This is a genomic window from Phaeodactylibacter xiamenensis (assembly GCF_965229835.1).
Lineage (GTDB): Bacteria > Bacteroidota > Bacteroidia > Chitinophagales > Saprospiraceae > Phaeodactylibacter > Phaeodactylibacter xiamenensis.
The window spans coordinates 2,747,238-2,762,997 of the sequence record NZ_OZ245931.1 but is presented as its reverse complement, the minus strand read 5'-3'; the positions used below and the strand labels follow the sequence as shown (position 1 = coordinate 2,762,997).

General features: G+C 53.9%; 14 protein-coding genes. 9 read left to right on the top strand and 5 right to left on the bottom strand.

Annotation, left to right across the window (positions count from 1 at the left end; all coding sequences use genetic code 11):
* Positions 1 to 62 precede the first annotated feature (62 nt).
* Positions 63 to 413 (bottom strand): cysteine-rich CWC family protein, encoded by a 351-nt coding sequence (locus ACO08I_RS10180; protein WP_421949251.1) that lies wholly within the window; start codon positions 411 to 413, stop codon positions 63 to 65.
* A gap of 34 nt (positions 414 to 447) precedes the next feature.
* On the opposite strand from ACO08I_RS10180, the gene ACO08I_RS10175 reads away from it, so the two are divergent.
* The gene (locus ACO08I_RS10175) at positions 448 to 648 is read left to right on the top strand and encodes a hypothetical protein (RefSeq protein ID WP_421949250.1); all 201 of its coding nucleotides are present in this window, start codon (positions 448 to 450) and stop codon (positions 646 to 648) included.
* A 348-nt stretch (positions 649 to 996) separates the two neighbouring features.
* Here the strand turns inward: ACO08I_RS10175 and ACO08I_RS10170 are convergent, their stop codons facing one another.
* A complete protein-coding gene (locus tag ACO08I_RS10170; protein WP_421949249.1) occupies positions 997 to 3,765 on the bottom strand; it encodes an outer membrane beta-barrel protein in 2,769 nt (922 codons plus the stop codon).
* A 143-nt stretch (positions 3,766 to 3,908) separates the two neighbouring features.
* Here ACO08I_RS10170 and ACO08I_RS10165 point away from each other — a divergent pair, with 143 nt between their 5' ends.
* From ACO08I_RS10165 to ACO08I_RS10155, 3 genes are all read left to right on the top strand, one after another.
* The gene (locus tag ACO08I_RS10165) at positions 3,909 to 4,238 is read left to right on the top strand and encodes a hypothetical protein (RefSeq protein ID WP_282776542.1); all 330 of its coding nucleotides are present in this window, start codon (positions 3,909 to 3,911) and stop codon (positions 4,236 to 4,238) included.
* 73 nt (positions 4,239 to 4,311) lie between these two features.
* The gene (pdxH, locus tag ACO08I_RS10160) at positions 4,312 to 4,947 is read left to right on the top strand and encodes a pyridoxamine 5'-phosphate oxidase (RefSeq protein WP_421949248.1); all 636 of its coding nucleotides are present in this window, start codon (positions 4,312 to 4,314) and stop codon (positions 4,945 to 4,947) included.
* A gap of 28 nt (positions 4,948 to 4,975) precedes the next feature.
* A complete protein-coding gene (locus ACO08I_RS10155) occupies positions 4,976 to 5,221 on the top strand; it encodes a hypothetical protein (RefSeq protein ID WP_282776538.1) in 246 nt (81 codons plus the stop codon).
* Positions 5,222 to 5,227: 6 nt separating this feature from the next.
* On the opposite strand, the gene ACO08I_RS10150 is transcribed toward ACO08I_RS10155, so the two are convergent.
* Positions 5,228 to 5,779: a MarR family winged helix-turn-helix transcriptional regulator gene (locus ACO08I_RS10150; RefSeq protein WP_282776536.1), complete on the bottom strand. Its 552-nt coding sequence runs from the start codon at positions 5,777 to 5,779 to the stop codon at positions 5,228 to 5,230.
* 110 nt (positions 5,780 to 5,889) lie between these two features.
* Between ACO08I_RS10150 and ACO08I_RS10145 the strand changes: the two genes are divergently transcribed.
* A complete protein-coding gene (locus tag ACO08I_RS10145; RefSeq protein ID WP_282776535.1) occupies positions 5,890 to 6,213 on the top strand; it encodes a hypothetical protein in 324 nt (107 codons plus the stop codon).
* Between the two features lie 101 nt (positions 6,214 to 6,314).
* Here the strand turns inward: ACO08I_RS10145 and ACO08I_RS10140 are convergent, their stop codons facing one another.
* Positions 6,315 to 7,655 (bottom strand): M24 family metallopeptidase, encoded by a 1,341-nt coding sequence (locus ACO08I_RS10140; protein ID WP_421949247.1) that lies wholly within the window; start codon positions 7,653 to 7,655, stop codon positions 6,315 to 6,317.
* A 96-nt stretch (positions 7,656 to 7,751) separates the two neighbouring features.
* Complete coding sequence (locus tag ACO08I_RS10135) at positions 7,752 to 8,981, bottom strand: serpin family protein (RefSeq protein WP_421949246.1); 1,230 nt, start codon at positions 8,979 to 8,981, stop codon at positions 7,752 to 7,754.
* Positions 8,982 to 9,125: 144 nt separating this feature from the next.
* On the opposite strand from ACO08I_RS10135, the gene ACO08I_RS10130 reads away from it, so the two are divergent.
* The 4 genes from ACO08I_RS10130 to ACO08I_RS10115 all read left to right on the top strand — a co-directional run bounded on the left by ACO08I_RS10130 (position 9,126) and on the right by ACO08I_RS10115 (position 15,747).
* Positions 9,126 to 10,832 (top strand): GMC family oxidoreductase, encoded by a 1,707-nt coding sequence (locus tag ACO08I_RS10130; protein ID WP_282776525.1) that lies wholly within the window; start codon positions 9,126 to 9,128, stop codon positions 10,830 to 10,832.
* A complete protein-coding gene (locus ACO08I_RS10125; RefSeq protein ID WP_282776523.1) occupies positions 10,832 to 11,557 on the top strand; it encodes a gluconate 2-dehydrogenase subunit 3 family protein in 726 nt (241 codons plus the stop codon). The genes ACO08I_RS10130 and ACO08I_RS10125 overlap by 1 nt, the downstream gene beginning before the upstream one ends.
* Before the next feature lie 57 nt (positions 11,558 to 11,614).
* Positions 11,615 to 13,567 (top strand): ATP-binding protein, encoded by a 1,953-nt coding sequence (locus ACO08I_RS10120; protein WP_421949245.1) that lies wholly within the window; start codon positions 11,615 to 11,617, stop codon positions 13,565 to 13,567.
* A gap of 95 nt (positions 13,568 to 13,662) precedes the next feature.
* Entirely contained in the window at positions 13,663 to 15,747 is a 2,085-nt protein-coding gene (locus tag ACO08I_RS10115) for a YCF48-related protein (protein WP_421949244.1), read from the top strand.
* The last annotated feature ends 13 nt before the right edge of the window (positions 15,748 to 15,760 follow it).

The window sequence follows — 15,760 nt, the reverse complement described above, 5'->3', positions numbered from 1 at the left end:
CAATTGGGGTAAGTCCAAAAGGTAGGTTAGCCTTCATTCAGTTGTAAGGAAAAAATGTATAATCACCCCTTCGGATACGGGCAATGCCGGCACCCGCTCCCACAGCAGTACCCCCGCTTGAGATGAGACCAGCTCGTCATCACGAACATCCCGTTTTCCAGGTAGTAATCTATGCCCTCCACAGGCCTGCCGGGCCTTTTGTAATCTGGTGCAATATTGGGCCTTTTGCCGGCTTTGAAGTCCGCCACAAACTGCTCAATTTGCTCCTGTACCTGCTCTTTGAGGCAGGCAGGGCAAAGGCAGCGTGCTGCTTCGATGGGCGCAATAGCGGGCAGCTTATGGCACCAGCAAGCAGCGGCGTTTTCCACCTGGCAGTCAAAGACGGTATTGCAATTTGGGCAGGTCTGTTTCACGGTTTTGGTTTTACGCCGCAAAGCTACCTACTTTTTGCTAATTCTCATTCATACTGAAAGCGTGCGCGCGTATATCAAAGTGCACTACTTGAATAGCCTGGCAGCATTCGTGGATAAGCTGGAGCAGAGCGGGAAGCTCTACCCCAGCAACCATCGCAAATGGATAGGAAAGTTTGATTCAGAGCCAACCGTGGACAGTTATGGCTACCGGCGTTTCGACAGCCATAGCGTATAGACACACAGCTACTTGGGGCGAAAGTGAAATTCGCCAATTCGTTCGCCACGGCATTGATACTCGAAGTTCACTTCGTGTGGCCCGTAGAGCTGCAGTATGACTTTCTGTTTTGTACCCAATTGTTATGCGCACAAAGCGTGCCGTGAGGTACGCAATGCAGGTAACCCAATGACCAGGCCGGGAGTCCGTGCCGTAGGTACGGAATGTGTTGTTCTGCGCGTTGGTGGGCAATCTGCTTTGACGCCATGCAATAAAAGCTAAGCGTGCCGTGAGGTACGCCATGTAGGTAACCCAGGGACCAGGCCGGGAACCCGTGCCGTAGGTACGGAATGTACCGCCCATGACTCCCTACTTCTTTTTACCAAAGTGCCGGATATTGTACGTAAAGTTCAGCATCACATACCGCTGCAGTACCTCCGTCTGCACATCCTCAATAAACACATCCGTGACATTCCGGCTGATGCTGTTGTTTTGCCCCAAAATGTCAAAAACACTCAGGCTGATTTCAGCTTTGTCATCCAGGAATTTTTTGCCCGCCTCCGCATTCCACAGCCAGAAATTTTGGTTGAAGCCCTCCGACAGCCCGTCAAACAGCTGATGGTTTACGCTGCTGCGCAGTACCCAGCCGTTGCCGATCAGGAAGTTAGCCCCCAGCCGCGTGGACTGATTGAGGAAGTTGTTGTCAAGGGCCGTATTCAGGCTGTTGCGCACCCGGTTGTAGCTGGTCTGGGAAGACAGCGTAAAGTCCACCCGTTCGCTAATGTTGCTGCTCAGGGTGGCATTAAGAGAGGAACCGATGTTGTTGGCGTAGTTCAGGTTGTCATTGATGAGGCCCGGGATCCGCTGAAAGGTACCCCCAACGCTAAAGTTGAGGTTGGACTTGATGGCCGAAAGCGGAAAGCCATAGGTCGTAAAAGCCCGGGCATTCCAGTAGCCATCCAGGTTGACCGGTTGCCGGAGTTGTGCGCCCCGCTGCAGGAAGATACCGGGCCGGATCAGCAGGTCGCGGTCTGCAGTGAAGGTACTGTTGCCGATGTAGTTCTGCGTGTACTGCGCGGAAAGCAACACGTAAAACACCGAAGCCTTGTCAGTATTCGTTTTGGAAAAGCGGGCAAATATCCGGTGAGTATAGTCCTGCCTGAGGTCGGCATTACCGGTAGACAGTTGGAGCGGGTTGCTGTTGTCGATTACCTCCTGCAGTTGGCGGAGAGAAGGGGGCGCCGTCCGCCCAAAGTAACCGGCTCTAAGGTTGGCATCCTTGGAAAACTGGTAACGCATAAAGAGCCGCGGCAGGAAGTTAAAGAAGCGCCGGTCGATAGCTTCAGGTGCCGGAAAAACCTGATCGCCGCTCAACTGTGCCCACTGCGCCACAATCCGCCCATTGAAGATCAGCTCTTTATCACGGAACCGCAGCCCTACGCTGCCCTCCTGTGTCCGGTAGGTGGTCTCAAAGGTATTAGACAGCAGCGGGTTGAGGTCAGAAAACTCACCATCTGCTGCCCGGTCAAAGGTTTCCTGATCGCCATCGGTTTTTTGCTGGTTGGCTTCGGCGCCCAATTGCAACTGAGCCTTCTCGCCAAGGGGTTCGCTGTAGCGGATCCCCACGCTGTGTGTCCATCCCGTTTCATTTAGCCCGGCAAACTGATCAAGGTTTTCGGTGAAGGCAGAATCTTGCAGGAAGCGGTTCTCAGAAGCCAGGAAACGCTCGCCATCCTGCTGATTGTAGTTGGTACCTACATTGAGGGAGACGGTCCGGCCCCGTTTAGCAAACCGGTGGCGGTAGTTGAGGTCATTTGAAAAACTCAGGGCGTTTAGATCCGTCTGCAGGCCAAAGTCGGTGCTGCTGAGCAGCAGGTTTTGCAGCCGGGTTTGCCCGAAGGTTTGTTCCTGCCCTTCACTTTGCTGCAAGCTGAGGCGGGGGCGTATACTGATGGTGTTTTTGGGGTCGATTTCATATTCTATCTGTGCGTTCAGCCGGTGGTTGATGGTCCGGGTATCCGCCAGGTTGTCCTCGCTGTAGGTTTGCCCCAGCAGGCGGTCGCTTAGGAAATCCTGGAAAATAGACGAGCGTGCGGTGTTATCGGTTTGATTGAAAAAGTAGCTGGCGTTGGTTTCCACTTTGTCGCCCCATTTATCGGCATAGTTCAGCCCAAAGGCGTGAGTAGTGGCAATGCCGTTCTGGGTATTCACCAGGAAATCGCTGGGCTCGGTACCTCCGCCGCCGCCCCGCCGGCTTCTACCCCTGCCGCGCTGACTGCCCGAGCTGCCGAAAAGGCCCGAGAGGTCTTCCCCGGCAAAATTTTGCTGGTTGATGTTGTTGGTCTGCCCGATGATGGACAGGCGGGCGTCGCCTTTGAAGATATTCACGTTGCCCCCGGCCCGGTATAGGCCTTCTTCGCCAATGCCTGCATAGAGCTTCCCAAACTCCCCCTGCCGCTTGCCAGGCTTGGTGATGATGTTGATGGCTTTGGTGGTCTCCCCGCTGTTGAATCCGCTAAACCGGTCCTGCTCGCTCTGCTGGTCAAAAACCTGGATTTTGTCGATCACCTCAGCTGGCAGATTGCGGAGAGCTGCACTGGGGTCATCGCCAAAGAAAGGCTTGCCATCCACGAGGACCTGCCTGATCTCCTCGCCCTGTGCCTGTGCCTTGCCATTCTCAAACAGCACCCCCGGCATTTTGCGGATGAGGTCCTCGGCGCTGGCATCAGGATTGACCTTGTAGGCGTTGGAGCTGTACTGCGTGGTATCGCCGGATTGGGTGGCGAGGGGGGCTTTGCCCGTGATTTCCACCTCGTCCAGATTGAGGGCGATTTGGGTAATTTGCAGTACCCCCAGGTCAAAGTCTTCCTGAAGTTCAATGGTATCCGAGTAGCTCTGGTAGCCTACGTAGGTGACCGAAAGGGCGTAGGTGCCCGGCTGCAGGCCGTTGAATTGGAATTTCCCTTTTGAATTGCTGGTCTCGCTGAACTCTTTCGTGCCATCGGTGAGGTATACATACGCCCCTTCGAGCGGCGCCTGTTCCGTTGAATCGTAAACCATGCCGGTGAGGGAGAGCTGTTGGGCAAAGGCGTGCGCCAGGGGCAACAGCAGAAAAAGTAAGCTGCTTAGGGTTTTCATTTGCAGTAGTAATTAGGTCGGTTTACCCCGTTAGACCAAGTTGGTCTGTTGTTTTTTCCCGCCATCGTGAAGATAAGTGAAAAAAATCACTGTTGTACTTACTTTAGAATCCCTATCTTAACGACAACTAACCAACTGTACACATGAACCTCGACTGGACTTACGAAGAATTCTCAGCTTTTGCGATGTTATACGCTGCCTCCGTCGATGCCGAAATTGACCCGGAGGAAGAAGCCCTGATTCAGCAACGATTGGATGACCGCAGCTACCGGCGGGTAAAAGCGGTTTATGAGGAATGTTCTGATTCCGAATGTATCAATACCATTTTGGGCTACCAGAAGAAATTTATGACGGACAAGGCTGGCCGTGAGCGACTCCTGAGCGATCTGCGGGAAGTCTTTGAGGCAGACCACCGGTATACGGCTGTTGAGCGTGAAATTATGCATTTGTTCAAGCGTCTGCTCGAATCCTAAAGACACTGATCTTCCTCATTGACTGTGGCCTCCCGGTAGCCTACATTTGAGCCGTAACCAAATGTGAAATACGATGGATCTGGCAATGATGCGGGAAGAATTCACCTTTTCGGGCTTGTCTAGGGAAACACTCCTGGCCGACCCGGTTCAACAATTCGAAGCCTGGTTTGAGCAAGCGGAGTCGGCAGGCATCAATATGCCCAATGCCATGTCTCTGGCTACGGTATCTCCCGATGGGCAGCCCAGCCTGCGCACCGTGCTGCTGAAGTATTTCGACAACACCGGTTTTGTTTTCTTTACGAATTATGAGAGCAAAAAGGCGAAGGACATTGCCGCTAACGCAAAAGTCGCCCTGCACTTTCCGTGGCTGGACCTCGAGCGGCAGGTGAAAATCATGGGGCGGGCGGAGCGTGTTAGCACAGCCGAGTCCGCAAAGTACTTTCTCAGCCGGCCTCACGGCAGTCAGCTGGGAGCCTGGGTGTCCAACCAAAGTGCGCCCATTTCTTCCCGGCAGATGCTGATGTCCAAGTTTGAAGAGCTGAAGCAAAAATTTAAGAAGGGTGAAGTGCCCCTGCCCTCATTTTGGGGCGGTTACCGGGTCGTGCCGGATACTTTTGAGTTTTGGCAGGGCCGTAAGCACCGCCTGCACGACCGTTTCCAGTATACTTTGGAAGCAGAAAAGTGGAAAATAGAACGATTGGCGCCCTAAGGTGTTTGGGTTGAAAACCAGCGCAAAGATGTCTGAACCATTATCTAAACTCAAACTACAACTCATCCAGGCTATTCTGCGCACGGATGACCCTGAAGTATTGCGCACAGCCCTGCAAGTCCTTTCCCTGGAGAATCCTGCTGCAACCACAGCCTCCGCTGACCGGCCGATGTCATTGGATAACCTGCCTGATATGCTCAATCAGGGCGCAGCGCCTACTGATCCGGAGGTGCAGGACCTGCAGCGGGATATTGATGAGGTTTTTAATGCTTAAAACGCATCACTTTATCAACTGATCCAAAATTCCACTGATCTTTATCTTCTCGCCCAGGCTCAGGGGCGCTGTGAATTTGGTGAAAATTGAATCCATCTTTGGTTTGATAGCTCTTAGTTCCTGCTTGCCTGCTTCTGTTATTTTGATCCTTTTAGCTCTTTTGTCTTGTTCGTCCGGAAATTCAAGTACCAGTTTGTTCCTGAGCAGCCGCTTGATGATCTCTATGCCAGTAGGGGCTTCCAGATTATGCAGTTCCACGATTTCCATTTTCCTGAAGCTGTCCTGATAATCCAGATGTAGCAGGAAGCTGTATTCATCAATTGAAGAAATACCTGAGGCGGACAAGATAGACTTGGCCTGCTTTTTCAGTTCCTTATTCAGGTACATGACCTTAAAGGCAATCAGTAGTTCGTCATGCTCGGAATGCGGGTCTTCTGCTTGGTCGGTAAAGAGTTGGTTGTTCAGCCAGATGACGAAATCTTCTATCCTGCTCCCTTCTCCCTGTTTTTGAAACACCTCCATGTATTGGATGATTTCCTTCAGTAATGAATAATCCATGGGTTGTATTTAGTTCATTTTTGAATAAATGTATAAAAATAGTTTCGGAAATGAAATTAAAATGTAAATTTACATCGGAAACATAATTTTTAATTAAAACAACAATAGTTATGAACAATCCATCCTACACGTTCGTGTCCGTATCAACTGCAAAACCGGGTCGGCTAGACGAGTTAGTACAAATTGCCAAAGCGCCCAGTGAAAAAATGGATGAAAAGCTCGACGGTGTTATTGCCCGGCAGGTTGGTGTCGACAGGGCGCGCAATACTGTGATCGTTTGGGTGACTTTTGATAAAAAGGAAACCCTTTACAACTTTCTTGAAACAGAGCAGGGGAAAGACGACCACGGCGAAAGCGAAGATATGAGCTGTATCGAATCTTTTGAGATGTATGACCTTGAACCGGTAAGCGAAAGACTGCTTCCGAAAGTGTAAAAGCAAAAGGTGAAGGTACGGGCTGCTTTTCCGAATGCAGTAAAGACCAAACGAATGGAGCCATTTTGCGGATTCAGGTCAATCAGGGAGGTTTTATCTTATTACTCCCTGATCTGCCGGGGAATCAAATACAGCTCCTCCTGCCGCCCGTCAATATAACGCACCCCGTTCTCATCAAAGAAAGCATCCTCTTCCATCATCATGCGGATTTCCTTGTTCCACTCCGGCAGGAATACCTTAGTATTCAGTTCGATGGAGTAGGCGGTGTTGTGGTAGAGCGGATAATCGCCCTTGTGGGGCACGCCCTCCTGCTGATCCCAAAGCCCGATAGTTGGCCCGGCGCCATGCCCGTGGTAGCCGATGGGGTGGGTGTAAATCTGGGGTTTCAGCCCGGCGTATTTGGCCTTTTTCAATGCCTCCGCAAGGACTTCATTGCCAGTCCGCCCTTCCTGAAATTCATTGGTCAGAATATCCATGAGATGAAGGCCTTTCTTGTGGGCTGCTTTGAGGAAAACCGGTGCATCGGTCTCTCCTGGTTTTAAAACGTAGGCATTCTGCTGTGTATCCGTATTCAGCCCGAGGTAGGTGATCCCAAAATCACAGTGCACCAGGTCCCCCGGTTGAATGACCGTCTCTCCGGGGCGGGAAGCAAAGCTGCGGGTGGAGCCGTTGTCCTCCGGATTGGCACGTTGCACATCCACGGTGGGGTGAAACCAGGCGGTCAGCCCCAGCTCCCGGATGCGCTCCCGGTAGAACCACACCACGTCATCGGTCGTAGTCACGCCAGGCTGTATCACCTGATCGGAAAGCCCCTCCGCAATAATGGCATGGGCAATACGGCAGACTTGCTGATAGACCGTCATCTCTTCCGAAGTGCGGGTTTCCAGCCAGCCCAAAGCCAGCCGTTCCCCGGTGACGACCCTTTCCTGATAAGCTTCGGGCAGGTGCGCCATCAGCTGATCGTAGTGGTAGGCCGACAAGCCATCTGCCAGGCCGAAGTGTTCCGACCGGTTGACGGCGATTTTAGCCGGGGCTCTTTCGGTAATCAGCTGGGCCAGCCGCTTCCATTGGTCGGGCTCCACCTCCTTGTCCCAGGCTTTTTTGAACACTTCGCCTACATCATAGCGGGCGCAGGCGAGGGTTTCCAGGCTGTCGCCGGTATCGTAAATGACCAGCATCGTCGTACGGCGGGCCGAGAGCCAGAAGGAAGGCAGCATGGTTTTAAGTACCGGGTCTTCATTGTACTCCCGGGCGATGAGGATCCACATGTCGATGCCTTCACGCTGCATAATGGCGGGCAGCACGGTCTTCATGCGTTGTTGCAGCCATTGGTCGCGCAGTTCGCCCTGTTGTTTTAGCGATAGAATACGGGGCATGTCGTATTGGGCAGCGAGAGACAGCGTACCTAAAATCAGCATAAGAAAAGCAGAGCATTTTTTCATACGGTCAGTTTTATCGGATCAATAACCAAAGGGCTTGCCGGATCGAAATGTCCCGGCAAGTCCTAAGATAGTCAGATTTCCGATTTTCAGACCGGTTTACTCTACCGACGGGTCCGCCACATACCCCGTAAACAGCATCGCATTCGTCTCTACATGCCGGAGGACCAGAACAAAGGGCTGGTCAAACCGGAAGAAGGGCGGGAGAGAGGTCGTGCCAAAGCCAATACTCGTTGCCGCAGCCCCTTCTGCGCCCTGTTCATCTACTTCCAGCACTGCTTTGTGAGCAATCTGTTTGATGAAAATATTCTGCCCGTTGGTTGCACTCCCCATGAGCTGGAAGTCGGCCAGAGCAGGAGAAAAGGCATCCTCCATGCCCAGGTTGCGAAGGGACCCCACAAGGTTGTTGCCGTATTCCAGCTTCAGTTTGGGGAACTGTACAATCGCCCTGCCGGGCTGAATGGCGTCGTATAGCGCCAGCCAGCGTTCTTTGGTCAGTGAGGTAGGCCACTGTGCATCCGGCTGCTCCGGGTCGGGCATAATGAGGGTCAGGCTGTAGGTGGAATCCTTGAACGGGAGGTCTACCATGTGCAGCCCATCCGCCTGAGCGGTGAGGAAGCTGGCATCCTGATTAACAAAGGGGACTTCGGCAGTGCCGCCCGCTGCCGTTTGGAAGGTACCGTCAAAGGTCAGCTCCTCCGGAAAGCCAGCCATCCAGTCCGCTTTGAAGTACAGGGCATTGATCAGAAAGGCTACGTCTTCAGAAGTGATCTCTTCCACGATAGTGGGAATTTTACCATTGGTCTTTTCCGATACCCAGTTGTTGATGGCAGCCTTGCTTTGCTCTTCCTGCCGGAAATCCAGGCTCTCGGAGGAAGCGGCATAAAACACGCTCAGCGGGTTCAGGAAGGCCTGCTCCACGTCAATACGCTCTGAATCGTAGAAATAGCTGTTAGCAACCGTCACTTCAGGGTGGTCACCTGGGGTGGTGAGAAGGGTACTGAGTTGTTTGTGGGCCTGATTCAGGCTTTCCACGCTGGCGTTGCTGCCATCCATGAGGTCCAGCATTTGCCCCAGGGTGCTGCCCTGTGCGCCGTTTTGCGTCATGAAGAGCGCCGTTTGTACGCTATAGGGCGAAATGAGGATGTTCTCCTGCGGCAAGGCTTGCTGCTCCTGATGGAAAAGGTCCCAGCCGAGGGTTTGATTCATGTCAGCGGCTTGTTCCATGTCGGCGGTGACCGGCAGGTAGGGGGCTGGTTCGTTGGATGCGGTATCGCATTGCCAGAAAATAAAGGCGGACAACAGGCTAAGAAAAATAGTTTTGTTCATGTCTGATGGATTTACTTTGAGTTACAGACGATAGTAGTCTAAAAACAGTTGGGTGCCGGATAAAGATTATGGATTTGACATTCGAAGTACCTTATCCGTATTTAGTTTTTCTAATTTTAGCACGAGACCAATCAAAACTCAATCGTGGAAATCAAGAAACCTACCAAAACCTACGATGCCGTCATCGTAGGCTCCGGTGCCGGCGGCGGTATGACGGCCAAGGTGCTGGCGGAGCAGGGCTTGTCTGTAGCCATTGTGGAAGCCGGGCCTTTCTTTGACCCTGCCGACCCGGTCACCAAAACACAAATGCGCTGGCCTTACGAGAGCCCCCGCCGTGGCGCCAGCACTCAGCGGGACTTTGGCGACTTTGACATGGCCTGGGGCGGATGGGAAATCGAGGGGGAACCCTATACACAGGCGGAAGGGACCGACTTTCGCTGGTTCCGCTCCCGGATGCTGGGCGGGCGCACCAACCACTGGGGGCGTATTTCCCTGCGCTTTGGCCCCGACGATTTTCGCCGCAGGGACATTGACGGGCTGGGCGCCAACTGGCCCATTTCCTACGAGGATATCAAGCCTTACTATGATAAAGTCGATAAGCTGATCGGCGTATTCGGTACCAACGAAGGTTTGCCCAACGACCCCGATGGCTTCTTCCTGCCCCCGCCCAAACCACGCCTGCACGAGTGGTATTACATCAAAGGGGCACGGAAATCTGGCGTGACCGTCATCCCTTCCCGTATGTCGATGCTCACCAAGCGTATCAATAAAGAGCGCGGTTTGTGCTTTTACTGCGGGCAATGCGGCCGCTCCTGTATGGTATATGCTGACTTCAGCTCGGGCTCCTGCCTCATCTTCCCGGCCCAGAAAGCCGGCGGCCAGATTGACCTGTTTGTCAATTGCATGGCGCGTTCGGTGGAAACGGGCCCGGATGGCAAGGCCAAAGCCGTCAGCTACGTCAATAAAGCCGATCGGCAGGAGTATCAGATTAAAGGTAAGGTCATCGTGCTGGCCGCCTCGGCTTGCTCTACTGCCCGCATTTTACTCAACTCCAAAGAAGGGGGGCTGGGCAACGGCAGCGGGGTGATCGGGCGCTACCTCCATGACTCCACCGGCTCCAGTATGTATGGCTTCCTTCCGGACTTGATGGACCGCGACCGCTATAACGAAGACGGGGTAGGGGGCATGCACGTTTATTCTCCCTGGTGGGAAGACAATAAAAAGCTGGACTTCCCGCGCGGCTATCACATCGAAGTGTGGGGTGGGCAAAGTATGCCTAAGTATGGGCACGGCTTCAATCAGGCCGAGGTACAACGGGCACTGGGCATTACCCCCGGTGGCTACGGCAAAAAGTACAAGGAGGAGCTCCGCCGCATCTACGGTGCTTTCGTCGGTATGTCCGGCCGGGGCGAGTCGGTAGCGCAGTACGACAACTATTGTGAAATCGATCCCAGCAAAGTCGACGAGTGGGGCATCCCGGTCCTGCGCTTCCATTACAAATGGAGAGACTACGAACGCCGGCAGGCCCGTCACATGCAGGATACCTTTGAGGAAATCCTGACCAATATGGGCGCAAAAATCCTGTCCGGCAAGAAGACAGCAGCGAATGACTACGGGCTGAACAAGCCGGGCGAGATCATCCACGAGGTCGGCACTGCCCGTATGGGTGACGACCCGAAGACTTCCGTGACGAATGGCTACGGCCGATTGCATGAGGTGCCCAATCTCTTCATCACTGACGCTGCCACCTTCCCTTCCCAGGCCGACAAAAACCCGACCTGGACGATTATGGCACTCGCCTGGCGCACCAGCGACCACATCATTTCCGAACTCAAAAAAATGAATCTCTGATGGACCGCCGAGAAAGTATCAAAAGCTTACTGATTGGGGCTGCCGCTACTTCCGCCCTCTTCACCGCTGCCGGCTGCGAAGCCGATACCACACCGGCGGGCGAAACAGCTGCTGAAAATCCATTTCCCTACGAGGGCACCCGGATCCCCGAAGAGCTGCGACGCGATGCCCGGCTACATGCCAATGCCCCCTTTTTTAGCGAAAGCGAGCGGAAAATACTAGACCGCCTGGCCGACATCATCCTGCCTGCTGATGAACAGGGCCCGGCAGCAAGTGCCACCGGCGTCACCGATTTTATTGATTTTATGGCGCTGGACTTTCCGGATTTTCAATTGCCCCTGCGTGGCGGGCTGTCCTGGCTGAGCCGGGCCTCCCTGCAGCGCTTTGCCCAGAACGACTTCATGGCCCTGACCGCCGGGCAACAACTGGAAATCATAGAAGACATCGCCTACCTGCCCGAAGACCCTGCCGAGATTCCGGAGCCGGAAGTTGCTTTTTTTGATCTGTTGCGGCGGCTGGTCACCACCGGCTACTTTACCAGCAAGGAAGGCATCAAGGACCTGGGCTACAAAGGCAATGCACCCAACCTCTGGGATGGCCCGCCCGAGGAAGTTTTGCGAAAGCACGGCATCACCGGAGAGGAGGAATGGTTGTCGAAGTGTGTCGACCATGATACCCGCAACGAAATGGCAGCATGGGATGAAAATGGCAATCTGCTGACGTAGAATTTGGGCAGGTGGGGCATAAGCCCGTATCTTCAGAGGCGTAAAAATCCCAAAACTATGTGGCGCATTTTATTGCTGCTGTTGAGCCTGTTTGTCGGTGTTTTCCTGCCGGCCCGCACTTCCCTGACTGACAGTCTGCAGGCTGAACTGGCGAATGCAAAAGATGAAACTGCACAACTGACTGTGCTGGGTGCTTTATGCCGGATTTATAATGAAGAGGGGGCGGATAGTACGGTTGTTTACTGTCAACGCGCCATCGAGGTAGCCGGAGCCTTAAAATTGCCTGCCCCTGAAGTAGAGTCTACCACCATCATCGGGCGCTGGTACCATAAGAAAAGTCAATATCAGAAAGCTTTAGCCTATTATTATCGGGCAGCAGCCCTTGGAGAACAAGCCGGCCTGACGGAACTCACAGGCAGCGTGTACACTAACCTGGCTCTCTCTCATCAACGCCTGTCGCAGCCCGACAGCGCCTATTTTTACTGGAATAAGGCGGAAGCTGCTTTTCAGGAGGCGGGCAGCCCGGCAGAACTATGGAAAGCCTACCTTGGCCTTTTTCAACTCTTCAGCGAAAAACAGGATACCGCTCAGGCCAACCGCTATGCCACCCTCGCGCACCAGCAAGTGCAAAGAAGCGCTCTTCGCTCAGACCGGGGGTACCTGCTCTTTCAGTTGCTGCAATACTATTTCCAAACCGGACAGTTTGAGAAAATGGGGGAGTTCCAGCAGCTTTGGGATGACTACAAGCGGGAGCAAAAGCCGGACGAAGCCCTCATGCAGCAACCGGCACACATTGCCCTTTACATGTTCGCTACGCAGGAAGAGGCCGCAGTGGAAGCCCAGTTGAAAAAAGCCATACAGTACTTTGAGCAATCCGGCATTCCTTACCGTGCCGGCTGGTGCTACGAAGACCTGGCCAAGCTGTACTATAAGCAGGGCAATAGGGGGGCTGCCGAACATGCGATGCAGCAGGCGCTCAGCTATTACCGGGAAGCCCATGTGCCCTACCGCCGGGGGCGTGCCCTGAATATGCTCTATCAGTGGAAGAAGGAACGCGGGGCGACAGTGGAGGCCCTGGCCTATCTCGAAGCTTATGAAGCCCTGGAAGACAGCCTGACCAACGTCACCGTAGAGCAAAACCTGAATGCGCTGCGGGTCAAAGCCGAAACCGAAAAAAAGGAGCAGGCCCTGCAAATCAAGGATTTGGAACTGAAACAGAAAACCCAGGAGCGCAACGCCCTGCTCATTGCAGCACTGTTGCTCGCCATTCTGGCCATGCTGATTTTTCTGGGGCTGCGGCAGCGGCTCCTTGCCAACCGGCGGATGGCACAGCAGGAACAAGCCCTTCAGGAGCAACGTATTTTGCAACTGGAACAGGAAAACCGCCTGTCTGCTATGCAGTCTGTGATTCAGGGGCAGGAACAGGAGCGTTCCCGGATCGCCAACGACCTGCACGACAGCCTGGGCGGTATGATCACGGCTATACAGCGGCATGTATCCGAGCTTGCCCGGAGGGTCACAGCTTCTGATATTGGCTTGGCGCAGCGTACGGTCTCTATTTCAGCCGATGCCAATCAGGAGCTTCGGAGAATTGCGCAGAACCTTATGCCGCGGTCTCTTACCTTACTGGGGTTGGAAGGCGCAATAGAGGATCTTGCTGCTCAACTGGAAGCCCAGGGTCTCCGTTGCCAGTTCCAGGCGATCGGGCTGAAAGGGCGCCTGCCGGAGGAAGTCGCGGTGACCCTGTTCCGGATCGTGCAGGAGCTTACCAATAACATCGTCAAACATGCACAGGCCAATCAGGTACTGATACAGCTGTTGCAAAGAGACGGAACCTTATTCCTTACGGTTGAGGACGATGGAAGGGGTTTTGATCTGGAGCAGGCCCGGCAGCAAGCTTCCCTGGGGATGAGCAGCGTAACCTCCCGGGTGGACTATTTGAAAGGCGATTTGGATATTGATACCGCACCGGGACAAGGAACGAGCGTAAGTATTGCGCTACCGCTCTGACGCTTTTCTACTGGAATTCCCGTAGAAGCTTTCCCGCAGAAAACCATGAAACGGGCCCGAAGTAATGTTCGGACATTTGGAAAAAACCAAATGTTATGCGACAGCGCCTGATTACCTTCGTTTTATTCTTGAACCTAATCCCCCTCTTTGCCCAGGAATGGGTGAGGCAGCACCCCTTTGAAGATCTCCGCGATGTACTGGATGTGGCCATGAGCCCCGGTGGCTTCGGCGTCATGGTCGGAGAAGATGGTTTGGCTATGGAAACCCAGGATTTTGGGGAGACCTGGGCTTACATTGGCGACAACTTCATTGGAACGCAGCGGGAAGCCGCCTGCGTACCCAATGGCGATGGCACCTACACCACCTGGATTGCAGGCAACGACCTTTGGCGCTCTGCCGATGACGGGCAGAGTTGGGAAAAGCTTCCTGACCCGGAGGGTGTTGGCAGTACCTTTTTTATGCATGCGCTACAGCCGGATGAGCTGTTTGTAGCCAATTACGTGACCCTCCTCAAAACCGCAGATGGAGGCGGCAACTGGACCGACATTACCCCTGAAAACGTAGGCTTCATTTCCAACATCTTCTTTCTGGACAGCAACCACGGCTGGGTCGGCAACCGGGACGGGCAGCTGTTCATCACGCAGGACGGTGGCCAAACCTGGGCGCAGGTGATGGTTGCCGAGGGGCTGGAGGAATATGTAGAGCCGCTCTTTGTTGACGAGCTCAATGGCTATGCCTCACTCCGGGAAGACTTCTACCGGACCTCAGATGGCGGCTTCACCTGGGAAAAAATTGCCGATAATGCCTTTGGCAATTACACGGATGATATGATGTTCATGGATGAAGCAGGGCAGTCCATCGTTGCCACCTCTTTTGACACGGGCATTTATCAGTCCACAGATGGCGGGCAGACCTGGTCGAGGACATTAACCGGGAGCATCAATAATGGATTGTACGCCCTTCCGGACGGCCGGGCATGGATTGGCAGCAACTATCGCTCCGTTTACTATTCGCCGGAGCCGGGTGGTGCCTACCAAAACCTGGTTCCGGGCCTCCGGGTCAGTTTACAGGAAATCGCATTCTGGGATATTGACCATGGCTGGGCCGTTGGCGGAAGTTCGGTGCTGAAGACCACCGATGGAGGGGATAACTGGGAAGCGTTAAGCCTTCAGGGCTTTAGCACAGAAAACAGCCTTCAGCAAATTCTGGTGATTTCCGAGCAGGAAGTTTGGCTGTCGGGCAGGCGGTACGTTGTGCGGACTACCGATGGCGGCGCGACCTGGGAAGAGCTGTTTGAAATCCCAGAGGGAAATCTGGAGTATGGCCTGGAAAAAGTGGGGAACAGCGTTATGGTCGTTGCGAGAGAGGGCGCCATTTATCGCACGGAGGACAATGGTGCAACCTGGGCAGAGCTGACCGTGGATGGCGTAGAGCGCCTGCGCAGCTTTGACTTTCCTGACGAACAAACCGGCTACGCAGTAGGAGGGCAGAGTACTCTGATCAAAACAACAGACGGCGGTGCCAGCTGGGCTGAAGTCCCCGCTGATTTACCGGATGGCCTGAATATCCTGGAGGTTTCCTTTACCAGTCCGGATACCGGTTGGATTGTGAACCGGGATTTGTCAGACCACCTTTGGAAAACGGTAGATGGCGGGTTGACCTGGGCATCCAGTTCGGTTTCTCAAAATATCCGTTGGGCAGGGGTGGATTTTGTAAACGACACCCTGGGCTATCTCTACGGCGGTACTTCCATTGTTGGCAGGGTTTACCAAACCACTGATGCAGGGGACAGCTGGTCCAGCCTACACGATATCAATCTGGAACTCACCGATGTCCACTTTGCCACGAATGAATCAGTCAGCAGATTATGGGTAGCCGGTGTAGCCGGTAATATTGAGCGGCTGGAAACAGAATTGCTTACGAACGCACCAGAAAGCTACCCGGCACAGCACCTGAACGTTGCCCCTAATCCAACTACCAGCACCCTGTTTTTACAGTTGCCCGGTCAACTCAGCACCGATGCCCGGATTGAAGTCTACAGCGCTGCCGGACAACTGGTATCCCAGCAAACCGCCACCCCTCAGCTTTCCACTGCCGGTTGGGCACCCGGTTTGTACCTGCTGCGGTTGACCGATGGGCGGCAGCATTATCAGGCTAAAGTCATCAAAGCGCAGCCATAGGCGATATGAGTGT